Source organism: Kitasatospora sp. NPDC056184 (assembly GCF_042268405.1).
Classification (GTDB): domain Bacteria; phylum Actinomycetota; class Actinomycetes; order Streptomycetales; family Streptomycetaceae; genus Kitasatospora.
This window is the reverse complement of sequence record NZ_JBHJUI010000015.1, coordinates 15,170-30,358: the sequence shown is the minus strand read 5'-3', so window position 1 is coordinate 30,358 and position 15,189 is coordinate 15,170. Positions and strand designations below refer to the sequence as shown.

The following is a 15,189-nucleotide window of genomic DNA, read 5'->3' as shown; positions in this document are numbered from 1 at the left end:
GGACCCAACAGACTCGGGTCCTTCCGGGACCTCTGTGAGGGACATGCTGTCCCCACAACCGTCTCCGTCTGGGCAACGGTTCTTCCCGGAGTCGGGAAAAAGGCAGGTCAGACCACTGACTCACCCCCTCCGTGGTGCTCCGGACCACTCAGCCCCGAGGCGGCCAGGAGGTGGTTCCGGTCACCACGACAGCGGAAGCATCATCTCCACGCCTCCGGCATCGCCTTTTCCGGCGTTCGCCGAAGAAGCCTGCTCGGCCTCGAAGCGCCGGTAGTAGCGGGACGCGGTCGACTGACTCACCCCGCACCGGGCCGCCGCAGAGCGCGTGCTCATCCCCCGCTCCCGCGCCGTGCGGAGCGCACCCACCACACCCGGCTGCACCGGCCGTTGGGTCTGACTCGGCAGTGACTCGGCCAGCTCCGGGCCGCCCTGGGGCGGCATCACGGTCCGCCAGACGAACGGGCCGGCCAGCGCCACACCGATGAGGTCAGCCACGCTGACACCACCCCCGCCGGCCCGCCTCACAGGGCGCCGTCCGCGCTGCGGAGCTCGGCCGCGAGATCGCGCAGCCGCCCGGCGTGCACGACCAGCTGAGCGGCCAGCATCCGGAGCTCATCGGGGTCGAGGCGGTGCCAGCCGTCCAGACCGAGCAGGACCCCGACCTTCACCCCGCGGTCGTCGGGGTCGGTGCTGTACGGGTACTGGCACAGGCCGGCGTCGAGCAGCTGCACGGAGCCGAGCGGCACGTCCACGGTGAGCGCCGTCTCGGGCCCCTCGTGGGCGAGGTCGACCAGGTCGAGCCCGTCCTCGTGGACACCGAGGCACCAGGACGGGCACGGCACCGTGACCGGCCCCTGGTCGAGGGTGCGCACGGTCACGGTGCGGGGGCGGCCGTTCATCGGGCACCGCCCCGCGGGTCGCTCGCCCGGTCGATCGCAGCGTCGAGGCGCACGCTGTACGGGCCGACGTCGAGCCGGCTCCAGACGCTGGTGCCGAACAGGTCGTCGCCCTCGACGTCCCACGGCGAGACGCGCCGCTCCAGCCGGGCGGCGAGCCGGTACGCGGCGGCGAGCAGGACGTCCCGCGGGTCGGTGTCGTCGAGCCCGGCGGACCTCATCATGAGGTGCCATGGGCTCGCGGCGAGGTAGTCCGGCAAGCGCTTCCGGCGGCCGGGCAGGGCGGGGGTAGGGTCGTGTGTCAAGGCGGACTCCTCGTCGATAGGAGCCCGGCTCAGGCGCCGTCTGGTGGTCGCACACCGGGCGGCGCCGTCTCGTCTCGCAGTACACATTCAGTACACATGAGCGCGAGATGAGCCGGGAGAACGAGGGATAACGCGGGATGCGTTTCCCCTGGTCAACCGGCCTATAGGGGCTGTTTCCACTGGTCAGCAAAGTGCCTCTAACACACGCGGCCTGCGTTCGCCACGCGGGTGCGGTGCACAGAGATTGACCGAAAGTGGCAGCTCATAGGCCCTTTCACTACTGCCCGTCCGGTACACACCGGGCGGGCAGTACCCATGTCCGGGGCCGGTCGGCGCTCCGGCGGCGCGCTCACCGCGGGCGGACCGGACCGGACCGACGGACCGGGTCCCGGCCTCCGGTGCGACCGGGTAGGGTCCCGGGTGTTCGGCAGCCACGTCGAGGGCCCGAGGGGGGCACACATTGGGGACACCGCCGCCACCGCCACCGCCACCGCAGGGCGGACCCGGCTTCGCCGGCTTCCCGCAGCAGCCACAGCCGCAGCCGCCGGCGCCGCACGGCCCGCCCGGCTTCGGGCCGCCGCCGGGCCTGCCCAGCGCGCCCGGCGCCTCCGGCGCCCCGACGGCCCCGACCGCCCCGGACGGCAGGCGGGGCGGCGGGCTGCGGCGCAACGCGGTCTGGGCGTTCGTCGGCGCGATCATCGCCTCCGCGGTCTGGACCGGCGCCGTCGTCGCGGTGCCCGGCATCGTCGGCGGCACGTCGGCCGCGAAGAGCGTCCGCGGCTACCGCACCGTCGACAAGATCTGCGAGGCGGGCAAGCTCACCGCGTTCCGCGGCAAGTACAAGATGGTGGACAACTACCCGCTGGAGCACGCCGGCCGCAGCGAGTCCATGGACGTCATGCGCTGCTACGCGCTGATGAAGCGCACGCCCGGCGACAGCGAGACCACCGACTACGCCACCCTCGACATCCGCGCCGAACTGCACAAGGCCGTCGACTCCGTTCCCGAGTTCGCCGCCGTACGGCACTACTTCGAGCAGCAGAAGTACGAGATCACCGACGTGCCCGGCCTCGGCGAGGAGGCCTACCTCGCGTACGGCGACGAGCCGACCAGCGCGGACAAGACCTTCCACGACATCAACTACTACCTGCAGATCCGCGACGGCGCCATGACGTACTCGCTGTTCTGGACGGACAACTACCAGATCGGCAAGAACCACACGCTGGACCGCGAGACCGTGCGCAAGGCCATGCTCGACGACACCCGGGACATGCTCAAGGCGATCGGCGGCGCGTAGCGGCGGCGGGGCCGGGGCGGCCGCGCCGGATCAGTACGACGGCGCCCGGGATCCGGACCGGGCGGCCCTCGCCACCGTCACCACGGCGCGCTCCAGGGCGAAGGCCGGGTCGTCGGACCCCCCCTTGACGGCGGCGTCCGCCTGCGCGATCGCGGTCAGGGCGGTGGCCACGGCGTCGCCGGTCCAGCCGCGCATCTGCTGGCGGACGCGCTCCACCTTCCACGGCGGCATGCCCAGCTCGCGCGCCAGGTCCGCCGGGCGCATGTTCCGCCCGGTGGTCGCCAGCCGGCCGATGCTGCGCACACCGGAGGCCAGCGCGTAGGTGATGCCGGTCGGCGGCTGGCCGACGGCCAGCGCCCAGCGCAGCCGCTCCAGCGCCTCGGCGGCCCGGCCGGTGACCGCCAGGTCCGCCACCTCGAAGCCGGTCGCCTCGGCCCGGCCGCTGTAGTAGCGGGCCACCACGGTCTCGTCGATCGCGCCCTCAACGTCGGAGGTGAGCTGGCTGCACGCGGCCGCCAGCTCGCGCAGGTCGCTGCCGAGCGCGTCCAGCAGGGCCTGGCAGGCCTCGGGGGTCGCCGAGCGGCCGAGGGTGCGGAACTCGCCGCGGACGAAGGCCAGCCGCTCGCTCGCCTTGGCGAGCTTGGCGCAGGCCACCTCGCGGCCGCCGGCCTTCCGGCCCGCGTCCAGCAGGCCCTTGCCCTTGGCGCCGCCCGCGTGCACCAGGACCATGATCACTTCTTCGACGGGGGCCTCGATGTACGCCTTGACCTCCTTGACGGAGTCGGCGGAGAGGTCCTGGGCGGCCCTGACCACGATGACCTTGCGCTCGGCGAAGAGCGAGGGCGTGGTCAGCTCGGCCAGGCTGCCCGGCTGCAGGCCGCCCGGCGGGAGGTCCCGCACATCGGTGTCCGGGTCGGCCGCCTTCGCCGCGGCCACCACCTGGGCGACAGCACGGTCCAGCAGCAGCTCCTCCTGGCCGACCGCGAGGGTCAGCGGGGCGAGCAGGTCGTCGGGTGCACTCTTCCTGGCCATCGCCTACCAGCATCCCACGGGGGACGGACAGCTCCGTCCCTGGAGAATGGGCGGGTGACCGAAGACCCCACCACCGACCTGCCGGACGACTTCGCCCCGCACACCCCGCACGCCCGGCAGCTGCTCGTCCTGCCCGACCGCGACGCCGCCGAGGAGGCGGCGGAGGAGCTCAGCGCGGACCACCCCGACCTCGGCGAACTCGACATCGTCCGCGACGCCCTCGCCGGGGAGGACGACGCCGAGGACGCCCAGTGGCTGGTGGTCGTGGAACCCCCGGAGGACGGTTGGCCCCCCGCCCTCCTGCGCGCCCTCGACACCGTCGCCGCCTCCCACGAAGGCTGGCGCGAGGAAAGCTGACCCCCGGGCCGCTCCGGAGTGGGAAGTCGGCCGGGCCGACTTCCCACTCCATGGCGCTGGGAGCCCGTGCCGCCTGTTTCCGCGAACTCCGGGAGGGGCGGTGCTGCGGCCGCCTCGCTCCGGGGTTGGTCCGGCGCAGGAAGTCGGCCGGGCCGACTTCCTGCGCCGGACGGCGGGTGCGCACGTATCGCCCGATCCCCTCCCGCGCAGTTCCTTCACGCCGCGCTCCGGGCCCCGCCCGGAGCGCGGCGTTGTTCCCTTCCCTCCCCACCCGAGCGAGCGCGCTGCGGGTACGCGACCGAGACACTGTGGCGCTCGCCCGGCCCGAGCGGGGCGCTCGGGCCGGGCGAGAAAGGACGTTTCTCCCCAGTCCTCCTCCCCAGCCCCTGTCCCCCGACCCCAACACCCCACACACCCCGGCCTGCACCGCCCATCCCGCAACCCGGGCGGCCTCGCCCGGCGGATCGTTCACCGCGGTCCCCTGCACCACCCCGACCCGCCGACCACGCAGCACGCCCGGCAGCGGTGCGTCTGTCACGCGAGAATGGCGTCCCGGGCTGCGCGGGCCAGGACTCCTTGTGCCGTGTACGGGATGCCGAGCCGGTTCCAGTGGAAGATCACGTGGTAGGCGAGGACACGGCGGAGGCCGCGGTCGAGCGTGCCTGCTCGGGCGGCGGCTCCGAGTGCGGTCCCGGCCTGGCGGAATGCGTCCGCCCAGGGTGCGGCGAACGCAGCGGGACCCTGGTGGTGGAACACGGGTCCGGACGGTTCGGTGTCAGCGACAAGCAACTGCCTGATCCGGTCCGCCATTCGGGGCAGCCGGTCCAGCGGCACGTGGTCCGGTAGTGGGGGTTCGTGGCTGACGTGTTGCCAGACGTCGCCCATCTCGTACCACTCCAGTCCGGCAGCGTGGAACATCGTGGTGCACAGCAGCACGGACAGTTCACGGCGGCCGAGCGGCCAGGGTTCGCGTACAGCGTGGTGGAGGATGGCGCGGCTGTCGGCGTGGAACAGGCGGTGTGCGGTGGTCATCGCGTGGTTGCCCCCGAACGCGAAGGCTTCCGGTTCGTACAGGCCCGTCCACCAGCGGGGCGCTCCGCTGGTGGTGAGGGCGTCCAGGGCGGCGGCAACAGTGGCGGGCGCGTCGCCGTGGCGGGGGTCGTGGTGGATGCGCAGTCGCCAGCAGGGGTACTTGCGGATGAACCACCAGGTGGCGCCTACGGATTCGGCGTCGTGGAGTGCGGGCGCGAGGTGCTGGGCGGCGATGGCTTCGGCGCTTGGCCAGTCGGTGAACTGGATGTACGCCTGCCAGCAGGTGACGGCGGTCTGCTGGTGGAGGGCGTACCGGCCGGCCTGCTGGTAGACCTCGGCGGCGGCGGTCAGCTGCTGCGGGTCGAGCCCGGCGAGGGTGGCCGCGTCGGGGACGGATGTCCCGGCGAGGACGCGCCAGATGGCGGCCTCGACGGGATCGGTCGGCTGCGTGAGGGGGTGTTCGGGGAGGGTGGTCAGTCGATCAGCAGGCATGCGTCCCATCCGGTGGCGGGTGGCTGGTTCGTGGTGCGGGTGGCCAGGGCTAGCGCGGTTCCCGCGCGGCCGCTCAGGAAGCCGTCGCTGTGGCCGGTGTCGGCGGCCTGGTGCAGCTGCTCGCCCAGGGCGGGCAGCACCTGGTGCAGGGCGGGGGTGGTGGCGTCCCCAGCCGCGCGCCAGATGGTCTGGTAGAGCCCGGCCCAGCCGTGGCAAAGGCCCGGGTCGGTGATCTGCTGGAGCTGGGCGGGGTCTGTCGCGCAGTCGGCGAGGGCTTGTTCGTAGTCGCGTTGCTGGTGCTCGTCACCGAGCGCGAGGGCGGCGAGTTGTCCGGCGCGGGCGATGCCGGGGGTGCCGTAGCACCAGCTCGGCCGGCCGGGACGCGACCGGGCGGGTCGCCCGGTGGTGATCTCCGCCATGGTGACGGTCTCCGGCCACCACACCCCTGCCCGGCCGTGTTGCCGCCACAGGTCCAGCCAGGCGCAGATGGTCCGAATGGCGTCGAGCTGTCCGGGCACGGTCAGCCCTTGGCGGGCGGCCTTCGAGAGCAGCAGCAGCAGGCCGGTGATGCCGTGGGCCGCACTGAGGTTGAGGTGCGGGGGCCCGTGATAGGCGCCGTCGTGCCAGCGCGGGCCGTGGCCGACCCACCAGCCGGGCAGCCGCTGCCCCTGGTAGTTCAGGGGTCGGGTAAGCGCGACCAGGTAGGTCAGGACGTGTTCGAGGGCTGTGCTGCCCGGCTGGGTGCACAGCAGCAGCGCGCCGATCCCGGTGAGCCCGTACAGCAGGTCGTATTCGTGGAAGCACGGGGGCTGTCCGGAGGTGATGCGGGCGAGGCCGGCATGGGCGCGCTGGTGGGAGATGTCGCGCACGTGCCCGTCCATGGCCTGGCGGGCGCGCTGGTAGCGCTCGGGCGGGTCGGCGGCGGCGTGCAGGACGAACGCGACGGCTGGTGCGCCGAGGAACAGTCCCGCGCTCGCGCTGCCGTTCACCTGGTGGGCGGTGGCGCGGGTGATCCAGGCGTGCGCCTGCTTCCAGTCGCCGTGGCCGGTGCGGGCGCGCTCGATGTGCAGCAGCGCTGTCCCGGCCGCCCCGCCGTCGAGGCTCTGCGCGGCCCAGGCTTGCTCGTCTGCGGCGGCGCTGGTGGCCGTCACGCTGGCCTCCGGGCGATCCCGGCCAGCGCGCAGGCCCGCGCCAGGCGCTCGGTGATGCGCTCGCGGGTGCGGTCGGCTGCGACCGCGCGCAGGTGGTGCTCGTGCAGCAGGGAACGCAGCACCGGGGCGGGGTCTCGCTCCTGCTGGTCGAGGTGGGCCCGGTAGCCGGCGAGGGCGGCGGCGCGGTGCCGCCAGGTGTCGGCGATCAGGTCACCGCCCGGCAGGTCACGAATGGCGGGTGACGGCCCACCCGGGCCGGCCAGATGTTCGGCGGCCTCGCGTAGCTCCGCGTCGAGGGGGCCGGTTCGACGGGGTAGCACCTCGCACAGCATCCGCAAGCCATCGGCTGGGGCGAGTGCGGTGGCGATATCGGCCATGCTGGCGGCGGCGAGGGCCTGCGCGGGGGTACCGGTCGCCTGGGCGGTGCGGATCTGGGTGAGGGCTGCGGCGCTGTCGGCAGTGAAGACGGCCTGCACGGCCTCCAGCGCCGGGCCGTGCCCGTATCGACCGGCCGGAGGCGGGTATCCCGTCAGGACCAGCTGCGCGAGGAGCCGCAGGTCACGAAGCCGTGCCGCCCATCCGCCGATCCGCTCCAGCGCGTCACGGTGTCGTGGATGCGGCAGGCGGAGGAACAGGCCGAGGTGCTGGTCAGCGTCGGGGCGGGCGGTGTCGTTGTGCCGCTGGAACCACCACTCGGCATCGGAGCCCAGGGCTTCCAGCAGGGCGGGCAGGTGCTGGCTCAGGATCTCATCGAAGCGGTCCGGGTGCCCCAGCAGTCGGGCGTGCAGAACGCCGCCGTCCGTGGGGAGTTGGAGCGGGCTCGTGGTGGCCATGGGCCGTACCGGGGTCGGCTTCGTCTCCGCCGGGGTGGTGGGTTGGTGGTGGAGCGCGAGCAGGACTTCGTGAGGCCGACCGAGCCAGCCGGACGCCTTCGGGTCGGGGGCGCGCCGCAGCTCGACCGGTTCGGTGGTGCGGGCGAGCCGTGAGCGAAGGAGTTGCCGGTCCACGGGCTGGGTGAGGTCGAGTGGAAGACGCTGCTCGCCTTCCACGACCGCGATCCGGTCCGGCATCCGCCAGCGTGCCTGCCACGCGGCAAGGTCCTCGTCCCATGCTGCGGACGGGGCGGAGGCTGCGGGCATCGCGGTGGGCGGCAGGAGCCATCGGGGCTGGGCGAGGAGCGTGCGCCGGTAGCGGACGCCGGGCAGGAACGGCATCCTCGTGGCGGTGCCGAAGTCGAACGCGATGTAGACCTGGCAGCGGGCAGTGGTCAGCTCGGCGAGGAACCGGGCAAGCGGAGGGGTGTGCCGGTCGGACTCCAGCGCGTGAAGGACCCGCGGCTCGAGTTCGCGGCCGGTGGACAGCTCCACCAGGTGGAACCGGTGGGCGTCGATGATCACGCCCAGGTCCGCGGCCTGGATTACGCCGGGGCCGTGCGGGTGGTGGTCTCCGAGGGGGATGACCTGGGGCAGCAGCTGGGGGCAGCGCACGAGCATGTCGTCGCGGCGTCGGCGCGGGGCGAAGGACAGCTGAACCGCGGTGGCTTCGGTGCCCGTGGTGAAGCTGTCCGCCCACCGCTGCCGCTCGCATTGGTCAAGAAGGTGGGTGAACCGGCCGGCCATGCTGCTGGCGGGGCGGGGAGCGCCGGTGACGGCAAGCTCGAATCGTCCCCGGTCCAGGTCCGCGGGGGTTGGCGCGTGGACCTCGAAGCACAGCTCGATGCGGCCCGGCGGTACGGGTTCGTCCTGCCAGTCGGCCAGGTCGCTGATCAAGGAGTCCGTCAGCACAATCTCGTCACACTCGTCCACCATGGCCTGCTGGATCAGCGTCAGCATCGTCTTGTCGCGGTCGGTGGCCGGGCGCGGCGCGGTGCGCCGGGAGGAGCCGAGGAAGTCGGCCGGCAGGCCGAGTCCGCTGTCGGCGATCAGGTCCATCACCGGAACGACCGCGCCGACGCCGTACCGGTCGCGGAACCGGAAGAAGTAGTCCCGCCAGCGTGCAGGGCCATAGGGGTGCGCGGAAGTGCGTACCAGGGCGGCGGCAGCGCTCTCGGCTTCGCGGACCACCACGGCGGGAAGCCGCACCCGCGCGTCGAGGCGGACGTCCACCATCACGGGCACGGTGTCGCTCTGGTGCACCGCCCGCATCCGCTCCGCCAGGACAGCGGGTGCGGTGCCGGGCTCGGTGAGCGCGGCCTTGGCGTGCTTCAGCTCGGCGGTCAGGCCGGCGACTTCGGGAAGGTCGCCGGCGTGGGCGGCGTCCAGGACCTGGCACACGTGGCCGAGCGCGTCCGCGCTGGTCATCGGCGGCCACAGGGCCGTCACCAAGTACTGCTGCTCGACCAGCCCCGTCAGCAGCGCGTCCAGTCGTTCCCGACGCACCGCCGGGTAGCGGTCGGCCAGCGCGTCCCGCACCGACCGGTAGGACACGGGGACGCCTGCGGCGAGTTCCAGGGCGAGCCGCACGGGCGCGGTGGCGCGCACGGACACATCGACGGGCGGCATCAGCAGGGCGTCGCTGCCTGCGGGGACACCGGGCATGACGATGCGGTCCCCACGCGTGGTGGCGGTGTTGTTCGCCAGGACCGGCAGCCGTTCCAGCAGGTGGGGCGCGCTCTCCAGCCGGGCGATGATCCCGGCGAGCCAGCCTGCGTCCGTGCGCACCATGCGCTGGTGGTGCTGCCCCCACACGGCGGCGGCCGGGCCGCCGATCTCGACGCCGGTGACGCCCGCGAAGGCGCCGAACGGTGTCGCCCGGCGCTGCCAGCGTGCCAGGTAGGTGGCGAGTGACAGCAGGAGGCGGTTCACGCGCCGTGGACTGCCCGCGCCCCGCATCGCGCGCTCGATCTGCGGGCCGAGCACGGGGCTGGCAAGCATCACGCTTGTCCGGACCTCGGGGTGGGACCACACCGTCGTGAGCCATTGCCTGGCCTGCTCAGTGGCGTTACTCGCGGCCAGATCGACGGCGGCCGGTAGTTCCAGGCCGGCCGGGTAGGTGCTGGCGCGCAACATGGCCGCGCCGCTTGCCCGGTAGACCGGCATTGCCTCGCTCATGGGTTCCCCTCCTGCTCTGCGGGTGGCGGCTGTTGCCCGGGGTGGCGCGGGTGGGCCGAAGGCTTCGGCCCACCCGCGCGCGCTCCTCGTCTCAGATCGCCGAGGGGCAGGCGCTGGCGCCCGTGGAGCAGGTGGTGCCGCAGCCGTCGCCGGTGGAGCACATGAGCTTCCCGCTCGGGTGCGCGGCGACCACGACCTTCACGTCCAGGTCGAACAGCTCGTCCTCGACCTCGACGGTCGGGGCCTCAGCCAGCAGTGCAGTCGTCATGGTGTTCACACTCCTTGATCGTTGGGGTGGTGCGGAACGCCTGCCCCTGTGGCGCTCAGGCCTCGGGCCAGGAGATCGTGATCCGGCTGCTGCGCTTGTTCACGACCCGCTCGCCGGACAGCTGGTCGTCGGGGGTGCCGGCCGGGTGGACGGCGAATCGGGGTCCGCTGCCACCGCGCTGCTCGAGGTCCCACGAGCGGACGTGGTCGGCGAGCTGTTCGGCCAGCTCCGGGGCCTGCGGGCCAAGCGTGTGGACGCCGAGCTCCACGCCGCCGTCGTCGCCTTCGATGCGCCGCCAGGTGACGTAGCCGAAGGAGTTGCCCGCGACGGCGGCCATGGCGAACCACTTGTTCGCAGGGGTGACGATGCCGGTGTCCAGGTCGTCGCGGACGACCATGGTGCAGAAGCCGTCCAGCTTCGTCGCGAGCCACAGCTGCAAGGTGTCGAACGGCTGCTGCCGGCCGATGGTCACCCCGGTCCACGTCTCGGACCTGGGCGCCTTCACGGCGTTGTCGAGGTCACTGGGGTCGCCCATCACCTCGTCGTCGAACTTGAGGGCGATCTCCTCGGTGCCGGTCACCAGCAGCACTTGGGTGTGGTGCTCGTCCGCGCCCTGCATGGGCACGAAGCCGCACACCCGCACCGACTCGCTCACAAGCCGGTCGCCGTGGCGGGCGAAGGCGATCGAGCGGGTCAGTCCGCGCACCCGCAGGGGCACCACGAGCCGGCCGCCTTCGGCGAGCTGATCGCGCCAGACGGGGGCGATGTCCCACGCCCCGGCCGTCACGAGGATCGCATCGAACGGCGCACGATCGGCGACGCCCACCGCGGCGTCCCCGGTCACGACCCGGACCGTGTCGTAGCCGTGCTGCTTGAGGAGCCGTTCGGCCCGCTCGGTGACGTCCGGGTCGATGTCCATCGTGGTGACCTGGCCGTCCTCGCCGACGAGGTCCGCGATGAGCGCGGCGTTGTAGCCGCCCGAGCCGATCTCCAGCACCCTCATGCCGGGGCCGACGCCGGCCTGTTCCAGCATGAACGCCTGAACCTGCGGGGCGGACACCGAACTCATCGCCGTGCCCTGTTCATTGACCTTCGTCACCACAGCGTCGAACGCGGCGTAGGCCTTCTCCAGCGGCGCTTCAGGGGTGAACTCGTGCCGGGGCACCTTGCGCATCGCGGTCTCCACCTCTGGCGAGGTGAGGTCCCCGGAGCGCTTCAGCTCGCTGATCATCTGCTCGCGCAGCTGCTCGGGAGTGGCTTCGGGACTGATGGCCGCCTCCACGGTGTTCGTCATGCGGGCTCCCCTCTCATGTGATGATCTTTCAACTGGCCTGTGACAATGATCGGTTGGGGCGGATCAGCCTACGGAATGCCACCGGAAGCGACACTCCGGGCGGCCGGAGTGGTTGGTGGTGCCGCCCGCTGGGGGACACCAGTCCTGGCGGGCGGCACCGGTTGTCCGCCCGGCCGTTGCGCCGGGGAAGGCATCAGCCGGCCGGGCGGAGATTGCGAGGTCAGGCGGCACTCTCCACGGCCTGACGGATGGGTGCAGGCATGCCGGGCTGCCGAGTCGGCGCGACCGGGCCGCGCTCAGCGGTGGCGGTGCCGGACTTCCTGGGGCGGGTCTTGGAGTGCGGCAGGGCGATCGTCGCGCTGACGACCTTGCCCTTCCCCTCGGGCTTCCAGCGCCAAGTGATGGCCTCGGCGGCGACCACCGCCAGCCCGTAGCCGCTGGTGCCGTCGTTGTACGGGCCGCGCGGGGTGGGCGGGGTGGGCGAGCTGTCCGTCACCGCGACAATCAGGTTCCCCTTGCGAGTCGGACACAGGCTGACGGTGATCGGCCCGGCGGTCCCGGCGTGGCGGACGGCGTTGGTGACCAGCTCGGAGATCACGCGGCGGATCGTGTCCGCATAGTCGTCGGGAAGCGGCTCCGGACACCAGACGCGGGCGGCGGCGACCGCACGGCGGCGGGCCTCTGCGACGCTCGCCGCCTCGGGTTCGACCTCCCAGCAGTCCTCGGGGATGTGCTGCGGGTCGGCGGGGATAGTGGTCTGGCCGGTCATCGCGGCCCCCGTTCGCGGCGCCTGCGGCGGGCTTCCTGGAGTTGCCGCAGTACGTGGGCGCGGCGACGGGCGCGGGCGTCGTTCTCCATGACTTCCTCGCGGCCGCTCCCGTCGGGCATCCAGGGGCCCCACTGCTCGGCCTCCGGCCGACCGGTGTCGGCCGGGCGCTGGGCGATCGCGGTGGCGTCCATCAGGCGGCCCCGCTGGCGCCCGCGCGGATCGCGAGGTCACACGGCCACGGCGTGCCGCACCGGACGCAGGTCCCGGCTTCGGCGCGGTGCTGGTCCAGGACCATCCGCGCAGCGGACGACAGCGGCTTGGGCGGGCGCTTCGCAGCGGGCTGGTCCGGCCGACTGGAGGCGGCACGCGCCAGGTCGCCGCGGTGGGTCGGCCGGCCCGGCGGGCGCAGGGAACGGGGACGGTCGGACACGGAATGCTCCCAGAGGTGGTGTGGTGCTTCGGGGGTGCACGCTGGCCATGCCCGCCCCGATGGAAGGCGAGGCCGGCACAGCTTCGCCCCTCCGCCGCCCGGGACGGCTTCCAGGATCAGCGCGTGACCATATGGTCGCTGCGAGTGGCGGGGGAACCATTGCATCGCCCCCGGCCCCGGCGGTCGAGGACGCGAAGCGGCCACTCAGAGGACATTCAGTGGCCGCGAGAGGCGGCAACGGATGGTCTTCCGGCCAGAACAGGCGCACACGCGCAGTGAGGGCCTACGTTGGCCCGTGTGACAAGCCACCAGGGGGACGGATGACGCCACGGACACCCGGGAACGAGCGGCTGTTCGCCGCCAGGCTGGCCAAGGGCTGGTTCTCCCAGGAGCGGGCCGCCGACGGTGTGAGCGATGCCGGGCGGCAGGCGTTACGCGACGCGAACTTCCAGGTCAGCGTTCGGACTTACCGCAGGTGGGAGTCAGTCGATCCACCGTGGCCGCATCCTGACTACGCGACAGCGCTACGCGAGGCGTTCGGCCGCGGGCCCGAGCACCTGGGCTTCACTCCTCCTGGCGGGTTCACGGCTGACGAGGTTGACACCGGTGATACGGATGAGGCGATCATCACGCCCGTGAACCGCCGCGCTTTCACCGCCGGGGCCGCCATGCTCGGCCTACCCTGGCTGTCCCCTCTCACCCCCACGTCCGCTCACTCCGGTGACCTGCGGATCAGCCACGACGAGATCGACATGCTGCGGGAAACCGCCTTCGATCTCGACGCGATCGACCAGCGATTCGGCGGCGACCGCCTGTGGCGCTCAGCCCGATCGCATCTGATGTGGGTCCATCACCTGATAAACCGCGGCACCTACCCCGACGAGGTAGGGCAGGAACTCCACCAGATCGCCGGTCAGCTCACCACGTCGCTGGGCTGGTTCTGCTACGACGCGGACCGGCAGCCCGAGGCCCGCGTGTACTTCTCCGAGGCGCTGAACACCGCGATGCTCGCCGGGGACGGGCCGCTGGCGACCCGCACCCTGTCCAACATGGCCCGCCAGTCCGTGGACCTGGGCAAGCCGCGCGAGACGGTGCAGTTCGCACGCCTGGCCAGGGAGAAGGCCACCGAGTGGCAGGCGCCGCCGCGGGTGGCCTCGCTGCTGGCGATCCGCGAGGCCCAGGGGTACGCGAAGGCCGGCAACGAGGTGCAGGCGTCCGGGGCGATCAAGCGCGCGTGGCGGTCGTTCAGCCAGGGCACCACCGACCGCGACCCGGGGTGGGTGGCCTTCCTGAACGAGGCGGAGCTGACATGCCTGGAGGGGATGTGCCGCAGTGATCTCGGGCAGCACCGGCTGGCCGTGCGGCTGCTGGAGCGCTCCGCGACGCTGCAGGACATCGAGCACTCCCGCAACCGGGGCATGTGCCTGGCTCGGCTGTCCTACGCGGCGATCCAGGAGCGGGACGTGGACCGGACCGTGGCCGCCGCCACCGAGTCGCTGCGGCTGATCGAGGGCGGCATGACCTCCACCCGGAACCTGCGGCAGCTCCTCCTGGTCCGCGACAGCCTCCAGCCCTACCAGCACAGCGGGCAGGCGCGGGACGCCGTGGAGCGGCTGACCGCGTACATCGCCTGATCCATCCGCGAGAAGAGGGACGCCAACCTTGATCGACATTGAGTTTGCCCACTACCGGGGCACCGCCGCGAAGGAAGTCCTTGAAGAACTGGTGGCCGCATACGCACAGGTGTACGCGGTTCCGCCGTACGCGGGTGATCCGTTCTTCGCCGCCGAGACGTTCGCTGAGCGCCTTCTCGGCGCGCTGGAGATGCGCGGCTTCGAGACCGTGACCGCCCGCCACGACGGTGAACTGGTCGGCTACGTCCACGGCGTGACACTGCCTGCGGATCGGGCCTGGTGGCTGTCCCTGGGCGACGCCCGGCCGACCGAGGTCCAGGAGGCGGCCGAGGCCGGCCGGGTGTTCTGGCTGCGGGAGCTGATGGTCCGCCCCGCGTTCACCAACCAAGGGATCGGCCGCCGGCTCCACGACGAGACGGTGACCCGGCGGGCAGAGCCATGGACCACGTTGACATGCATCTGGGACAATCAACCCGCCCGAGACGCCTACCCTCGCTGGGGCTACCAAGTGATCGGCGGACGCATCAAACACGCCCCCGAGTCGCCGGAGTACGACGCCATGGTGCTGCCACCCCGCTGAACGCATGCAGCAGGGCCGTCCCGCAACCGGTTCGGGTGCGGGACGGCCCGTCATTGTCGGCGGTCACACCGGTGCAGGCTCCTCGGCGAGTTCCGCGATGGTCCGCTCGACCTTCTCCCACACCGAGTCGGACAGGTGGTTCAGGGCTTGGGGGTCATCGGCGGGGTTCGCAAAGACCGCGTAGAGGACGGCCACGAGACCGGCTTCGCGTTCGGGTGTCGGACGGGAGCGTCCGGCCGGCCGGGCTGGCGGGCGAAGAGGCCCTCTCATCGCGCTCCGGCCACGGCCGGAGCGCGATGTGGTCGTTCGCTTCCTCACGCGGATCCGCCCTCCGCCGCTCACACCCGAGCCCACCCGGTGTTCGCCCGGCCCGAGCGGGGCGCTCGGGCCGGGCGGGAAGAATCGTTTCTTCCGGGCCCCAGCCCACCCCTCCTCTCCTTCCCGACCACTTGCCCCCAACCCCAAGCCCCATCCACCCAAGTGGTCGGGAAGGAGAGGTGGGGTCACCAGGGCGGCGCGGGGGGGGGGGCGGGCGGCGGGCCGGCGCGCCCCCCGACCCCGCCCCCCCCCCGCCGCGGCGGCGCGCCCGCGACGGGCCGAGC

The 15,189-nt window shown here is 72.6% G+C and carries 16 protein-coding genes; 4 read left to right on the top strand and 12 right to left on the bottom strand.

Annotation, left to right across the window (positions count from 1 at the left end):
- Window positions 1-180 precede the first annotated feature (180 nt).
- Genes ACFC0B_RS26900 through ACFC0B_RS26890 form a run of 3 tightly spaced genes read right to left on the bottom strand, consistent with a single transcriptional unit; the run spans window position 181 to window position 1,201 of the window.
- On the bottom strand, window positions 181-495 hold the full coding sequence (locus ACFC0B_RS26900) for a helix-turn-helix domain-containing protein (protein ID WP_376090892.1): 315 nt from the start codon (window positions 493-495) through the stop codon (window positions 181-183).
- Between the two features lie 26 nt (window positions 496-521).
- A complete protein-coding gene (locus tag ACFC0B_RS26895) occupies window positions 522-899 on the bottom strand; it encodes a DUF6907 domain-containing protein (protein ID WP_376090889.1) in 378 nt (125 codons plus the stop codon).
- A complete protein-coding gene (locus ACFC0B_RS26890) occupies window positions 896-1,201 on the bottom strand; it encodes a hypothetical protein (protein ID WP_376090886.1) in 306 nt (101 codons plus the stop codon). The genes ACFC0B_RS26895 and ACFC0B_RS26890 overlap by 4 nt, the downstream gene beginning before the upstream one ends.
- Window positions 1,202-1,661: 460 nt before the next feature.
- Here ACFC0B_RS26890 and ACFC0B_RS26885 point away from each other — a divergent pair, with 460 nt between their 5' ends.
- Window positions 1,662-2,498, top strand: a complete 837-nt coding sequence (locus ACFC0B_RS26885; protein WP_376090883.1) for a hypothetical protein — start codon at window positions 1,662-1,664, stop codon at window positions 2,496-2,498.
- A 30-nt stretch (window positions 2,499-2,528) separates the two neighbouring features.
- Here ACFC0B_RS26885 and holA read toward each other — a convergent pair whose 3' ends face one another.
- Window positions 2,529-3,530 carry a DNA polymerase III subunit delta gene (gene holA / locus ACFC0B_RS26880; RefSeq protein WP_376090880.1) on the bottom strand — a complete coding sequence of 334 codons (1,002 nt, stop codon included), beginning with the start codon at window positions 3,528-3,530 and terminating at the stop codon, window positions 2,529-2,531.
- Between the two features lie 54 nt (window positions 3,531-3,584).
- Here holA and ACFC0B_RS26875 point away from each other — a divergent pair, with 54 nt between their 5' ends.
- A complete protein-coding gene (locus ACFC0B_RS26875) occupies window positions 3,585-3,887 on the top strand; it encodes a hypothetical protein (RefSeq protein WP_376090877.1) in 303 nt (100 codons plus the stop codon).
- 534 nt (window positions 3,888-4,421) lie between these two features.
- Here the strand turns inward: ACFC0B_RS26875 and ACFC0B_RS26870 are convergent.
- From ACFC0B_RS26870 to ACFC0B_RS26840, 7 genes are all read right to left on the bottom strand, one after another.
- The gene (locus tag ACFC0B_RS26870) at window positions 4,422-5,411 is read right to left on the bottom strand and encodes a thiopeptide-type bacteriocin biosynthesis protein (RefSeq protein ID WP_376090874.1); all 990 of its coding nucleotides are present in this window, start codon (window positions 5,409-5,411) and stop codon (window positions 4,422-4,424) included.
- A complete protein-coding gene (locus ACFC0B_RS26865) occupies window positions 5,393-6,562 on the bottom strand; it encodes a lanthionine synthetase C family protein (RefSeq protein WP_376090871.1) in 1,170 nt (389 codons plus the stop codon). The genes ACFC0B_RS26870 and ACFC0B_RS26865 overlap by 19 nt, the downstream gene beginning before the upstream one ends.
- The gene (locus ACFC0B_RS26860) at window positions 6,559-9,612 is read right to left on the bottom strand and encodes a lantibiotic dehydratase (protein ID WP_376090868.1); all 3,054 of its coding nucleotides are present in this window, start codon (window positions 9,610-9,612) and stop codon (window positions 6,559-6,561) included. Before ACFC0B_RS26860 ends, ACFC0B_RS26865 begins: the two co-directional genes overlap by 4 nt.
- Before the next feature lie 91 nt (window positions 9,613-9,703).
- Entirely contained in the window at window positions 9,704-9,880 is a 177-nt protein-coding gene (locus ACFC0B_RS26855) for an FxLD family lanthipeptide (protein ID WP_376090865.1), read from the bottom strand.
- A 55-nt stretch (window positions 9,881-9,935) separates the two neighbouring features.
- Window positions 9,936-11,174, bottom strand: coding sequence for a methyltransferase, FxLD system (gene fxlM / locus ACFC0B_RS26850; protein ID WP_376090862.1), 1,239 nt, complete (start codon window positions 11,172-11,174; stop codon window positions 9,936-9,938).
- Between the two features lie 220 nt (window positions 11,175-11,394).
- A complete protein-coding gene (locus ACFC0B_RS26845; RefSeq protein WP_376090859.1) occupies window positions 11,395-11,943 on the bottom strand; it encodes an ATP-binding protein in 549 nt (182 codons plus the stop codon).
- Window positions 11,940-12,134, bottom strand: a complete 195-nt coding sequence (locus ACFC0B_RS26840) for a hypothetical protein (RefSeq protein WP_376090856.1) — start codon at window positions 12,132-12,134, stop codon at window positions 11,940-11,942. Before ACFC0B_RS26840 ends, ACFC0B_RS26845 begins: the two co-directional genes overlap by 4 nt.
- 874 nt (window positions 12,135-13,008) lie before the next feature.
- On the opposite strand from ACFC0B_RS26840, the gene ACFC0B_RS26835 reads away from it, so the two are divergent.
- Entirely contained in the window at window positions 13,009-14,007 is a 999-nt protein-coding gene (locus ACFC0B_RS26835) for a hypothetical protein (RefSeq protein WP_376090853.1), read from the top strand.
- Between the two features lie 28 nt (window positions 14,008-14,035).
- Window positions 14,036-14,587, top strand: coding sequence for a GNAT family N-acetyltransferase (locus ACFC0B_RS26830; RefSeq protein WP_376090850.1), 552 nt, complete (start codon window positions 14,036-14,038; stop codon window positions 14,585-14,587).
- A gap of 63 nt (window positions 14,588-14,650) precedes the next feature.
- Here the strand turns inward: ACFC0B_RS26830 and ACFC0B_RS26825 are convergent, their stop codons facing one another.
- Window positions 14,651-14,782, bottom strand: a complete 132-nt coding sequence (locus ACFC0B_RS26825) for a hypothetical protein (RefSeq protein WP_376090847.1) — start codon at window positions 14,780-14,782, stop codon at window positions 14,651-14,653.
- Between the last annotated feature and the right edge of the window lie 407 nt (window positions 14,783-15,189).

Excerpts from the sequence above, each read along its gene's own strand:
- ACFC0B_RS26870 (WP_376090874.1), bottom strand. The coding sequence starts at position 5,411 with ATGCCTGCTGATCGACTGACCACCCTCCCCGAACACCCCCTCACGCAG.
- ACFC0B_RS26845 (WP_376090859.1), bottom strand. The coding sequence starts at position 11,943 with ATGACCGGCCAGACCACTATCCCCGCCGACCCGCAGCACATCCCCGAG.
- ACFC0B_RS26855 (WP_376090865.1), bottom strand. The coding sequence starts at position 9,880 with ATGACGACTGCACTGCTGGCTGAGGCCCCGACCGTCGAGGTCGAGGAC.
- ACFC0B_RS26895 (WP_376090889.1), bottom strand. The coding sequence starts at position 899 with ATGAACGGCCGCCCCCGCACCGTGACCGTGCGCACCCTCGACCAGGGG.
- holA (WP_376090880.1), bottom strand. The coding sequence starts at position 3,530 with ATGGCCAGGAAGAGTGCACCCGACGACCTGCTCGCCCCGCTGACCCTC.
- ACFC0B_RS26860 (WP_376090868.1), bottom strand. The coding sequence starts at position 9,612 with ATGAGCGAGGCAATGCCGGTCTACCGGGCAAGCGGCGCGGCCATGTTG.
- ACFC0B_RS26840 (WP_376090856.1), bottom strand. The coding sequence starts at position 12,134 with ATGGACGCCACCGCGATCGCCCAGCGCCCGGCCGACACCGGTCGGCCG.
- fxlM (WP_376090862.1), bottom strand. The coding sequence starts at position 11,174 with ATGACGAACACCGTGGAGGCGGCCATCAGTCCCGAAGCCACTCCCGAG.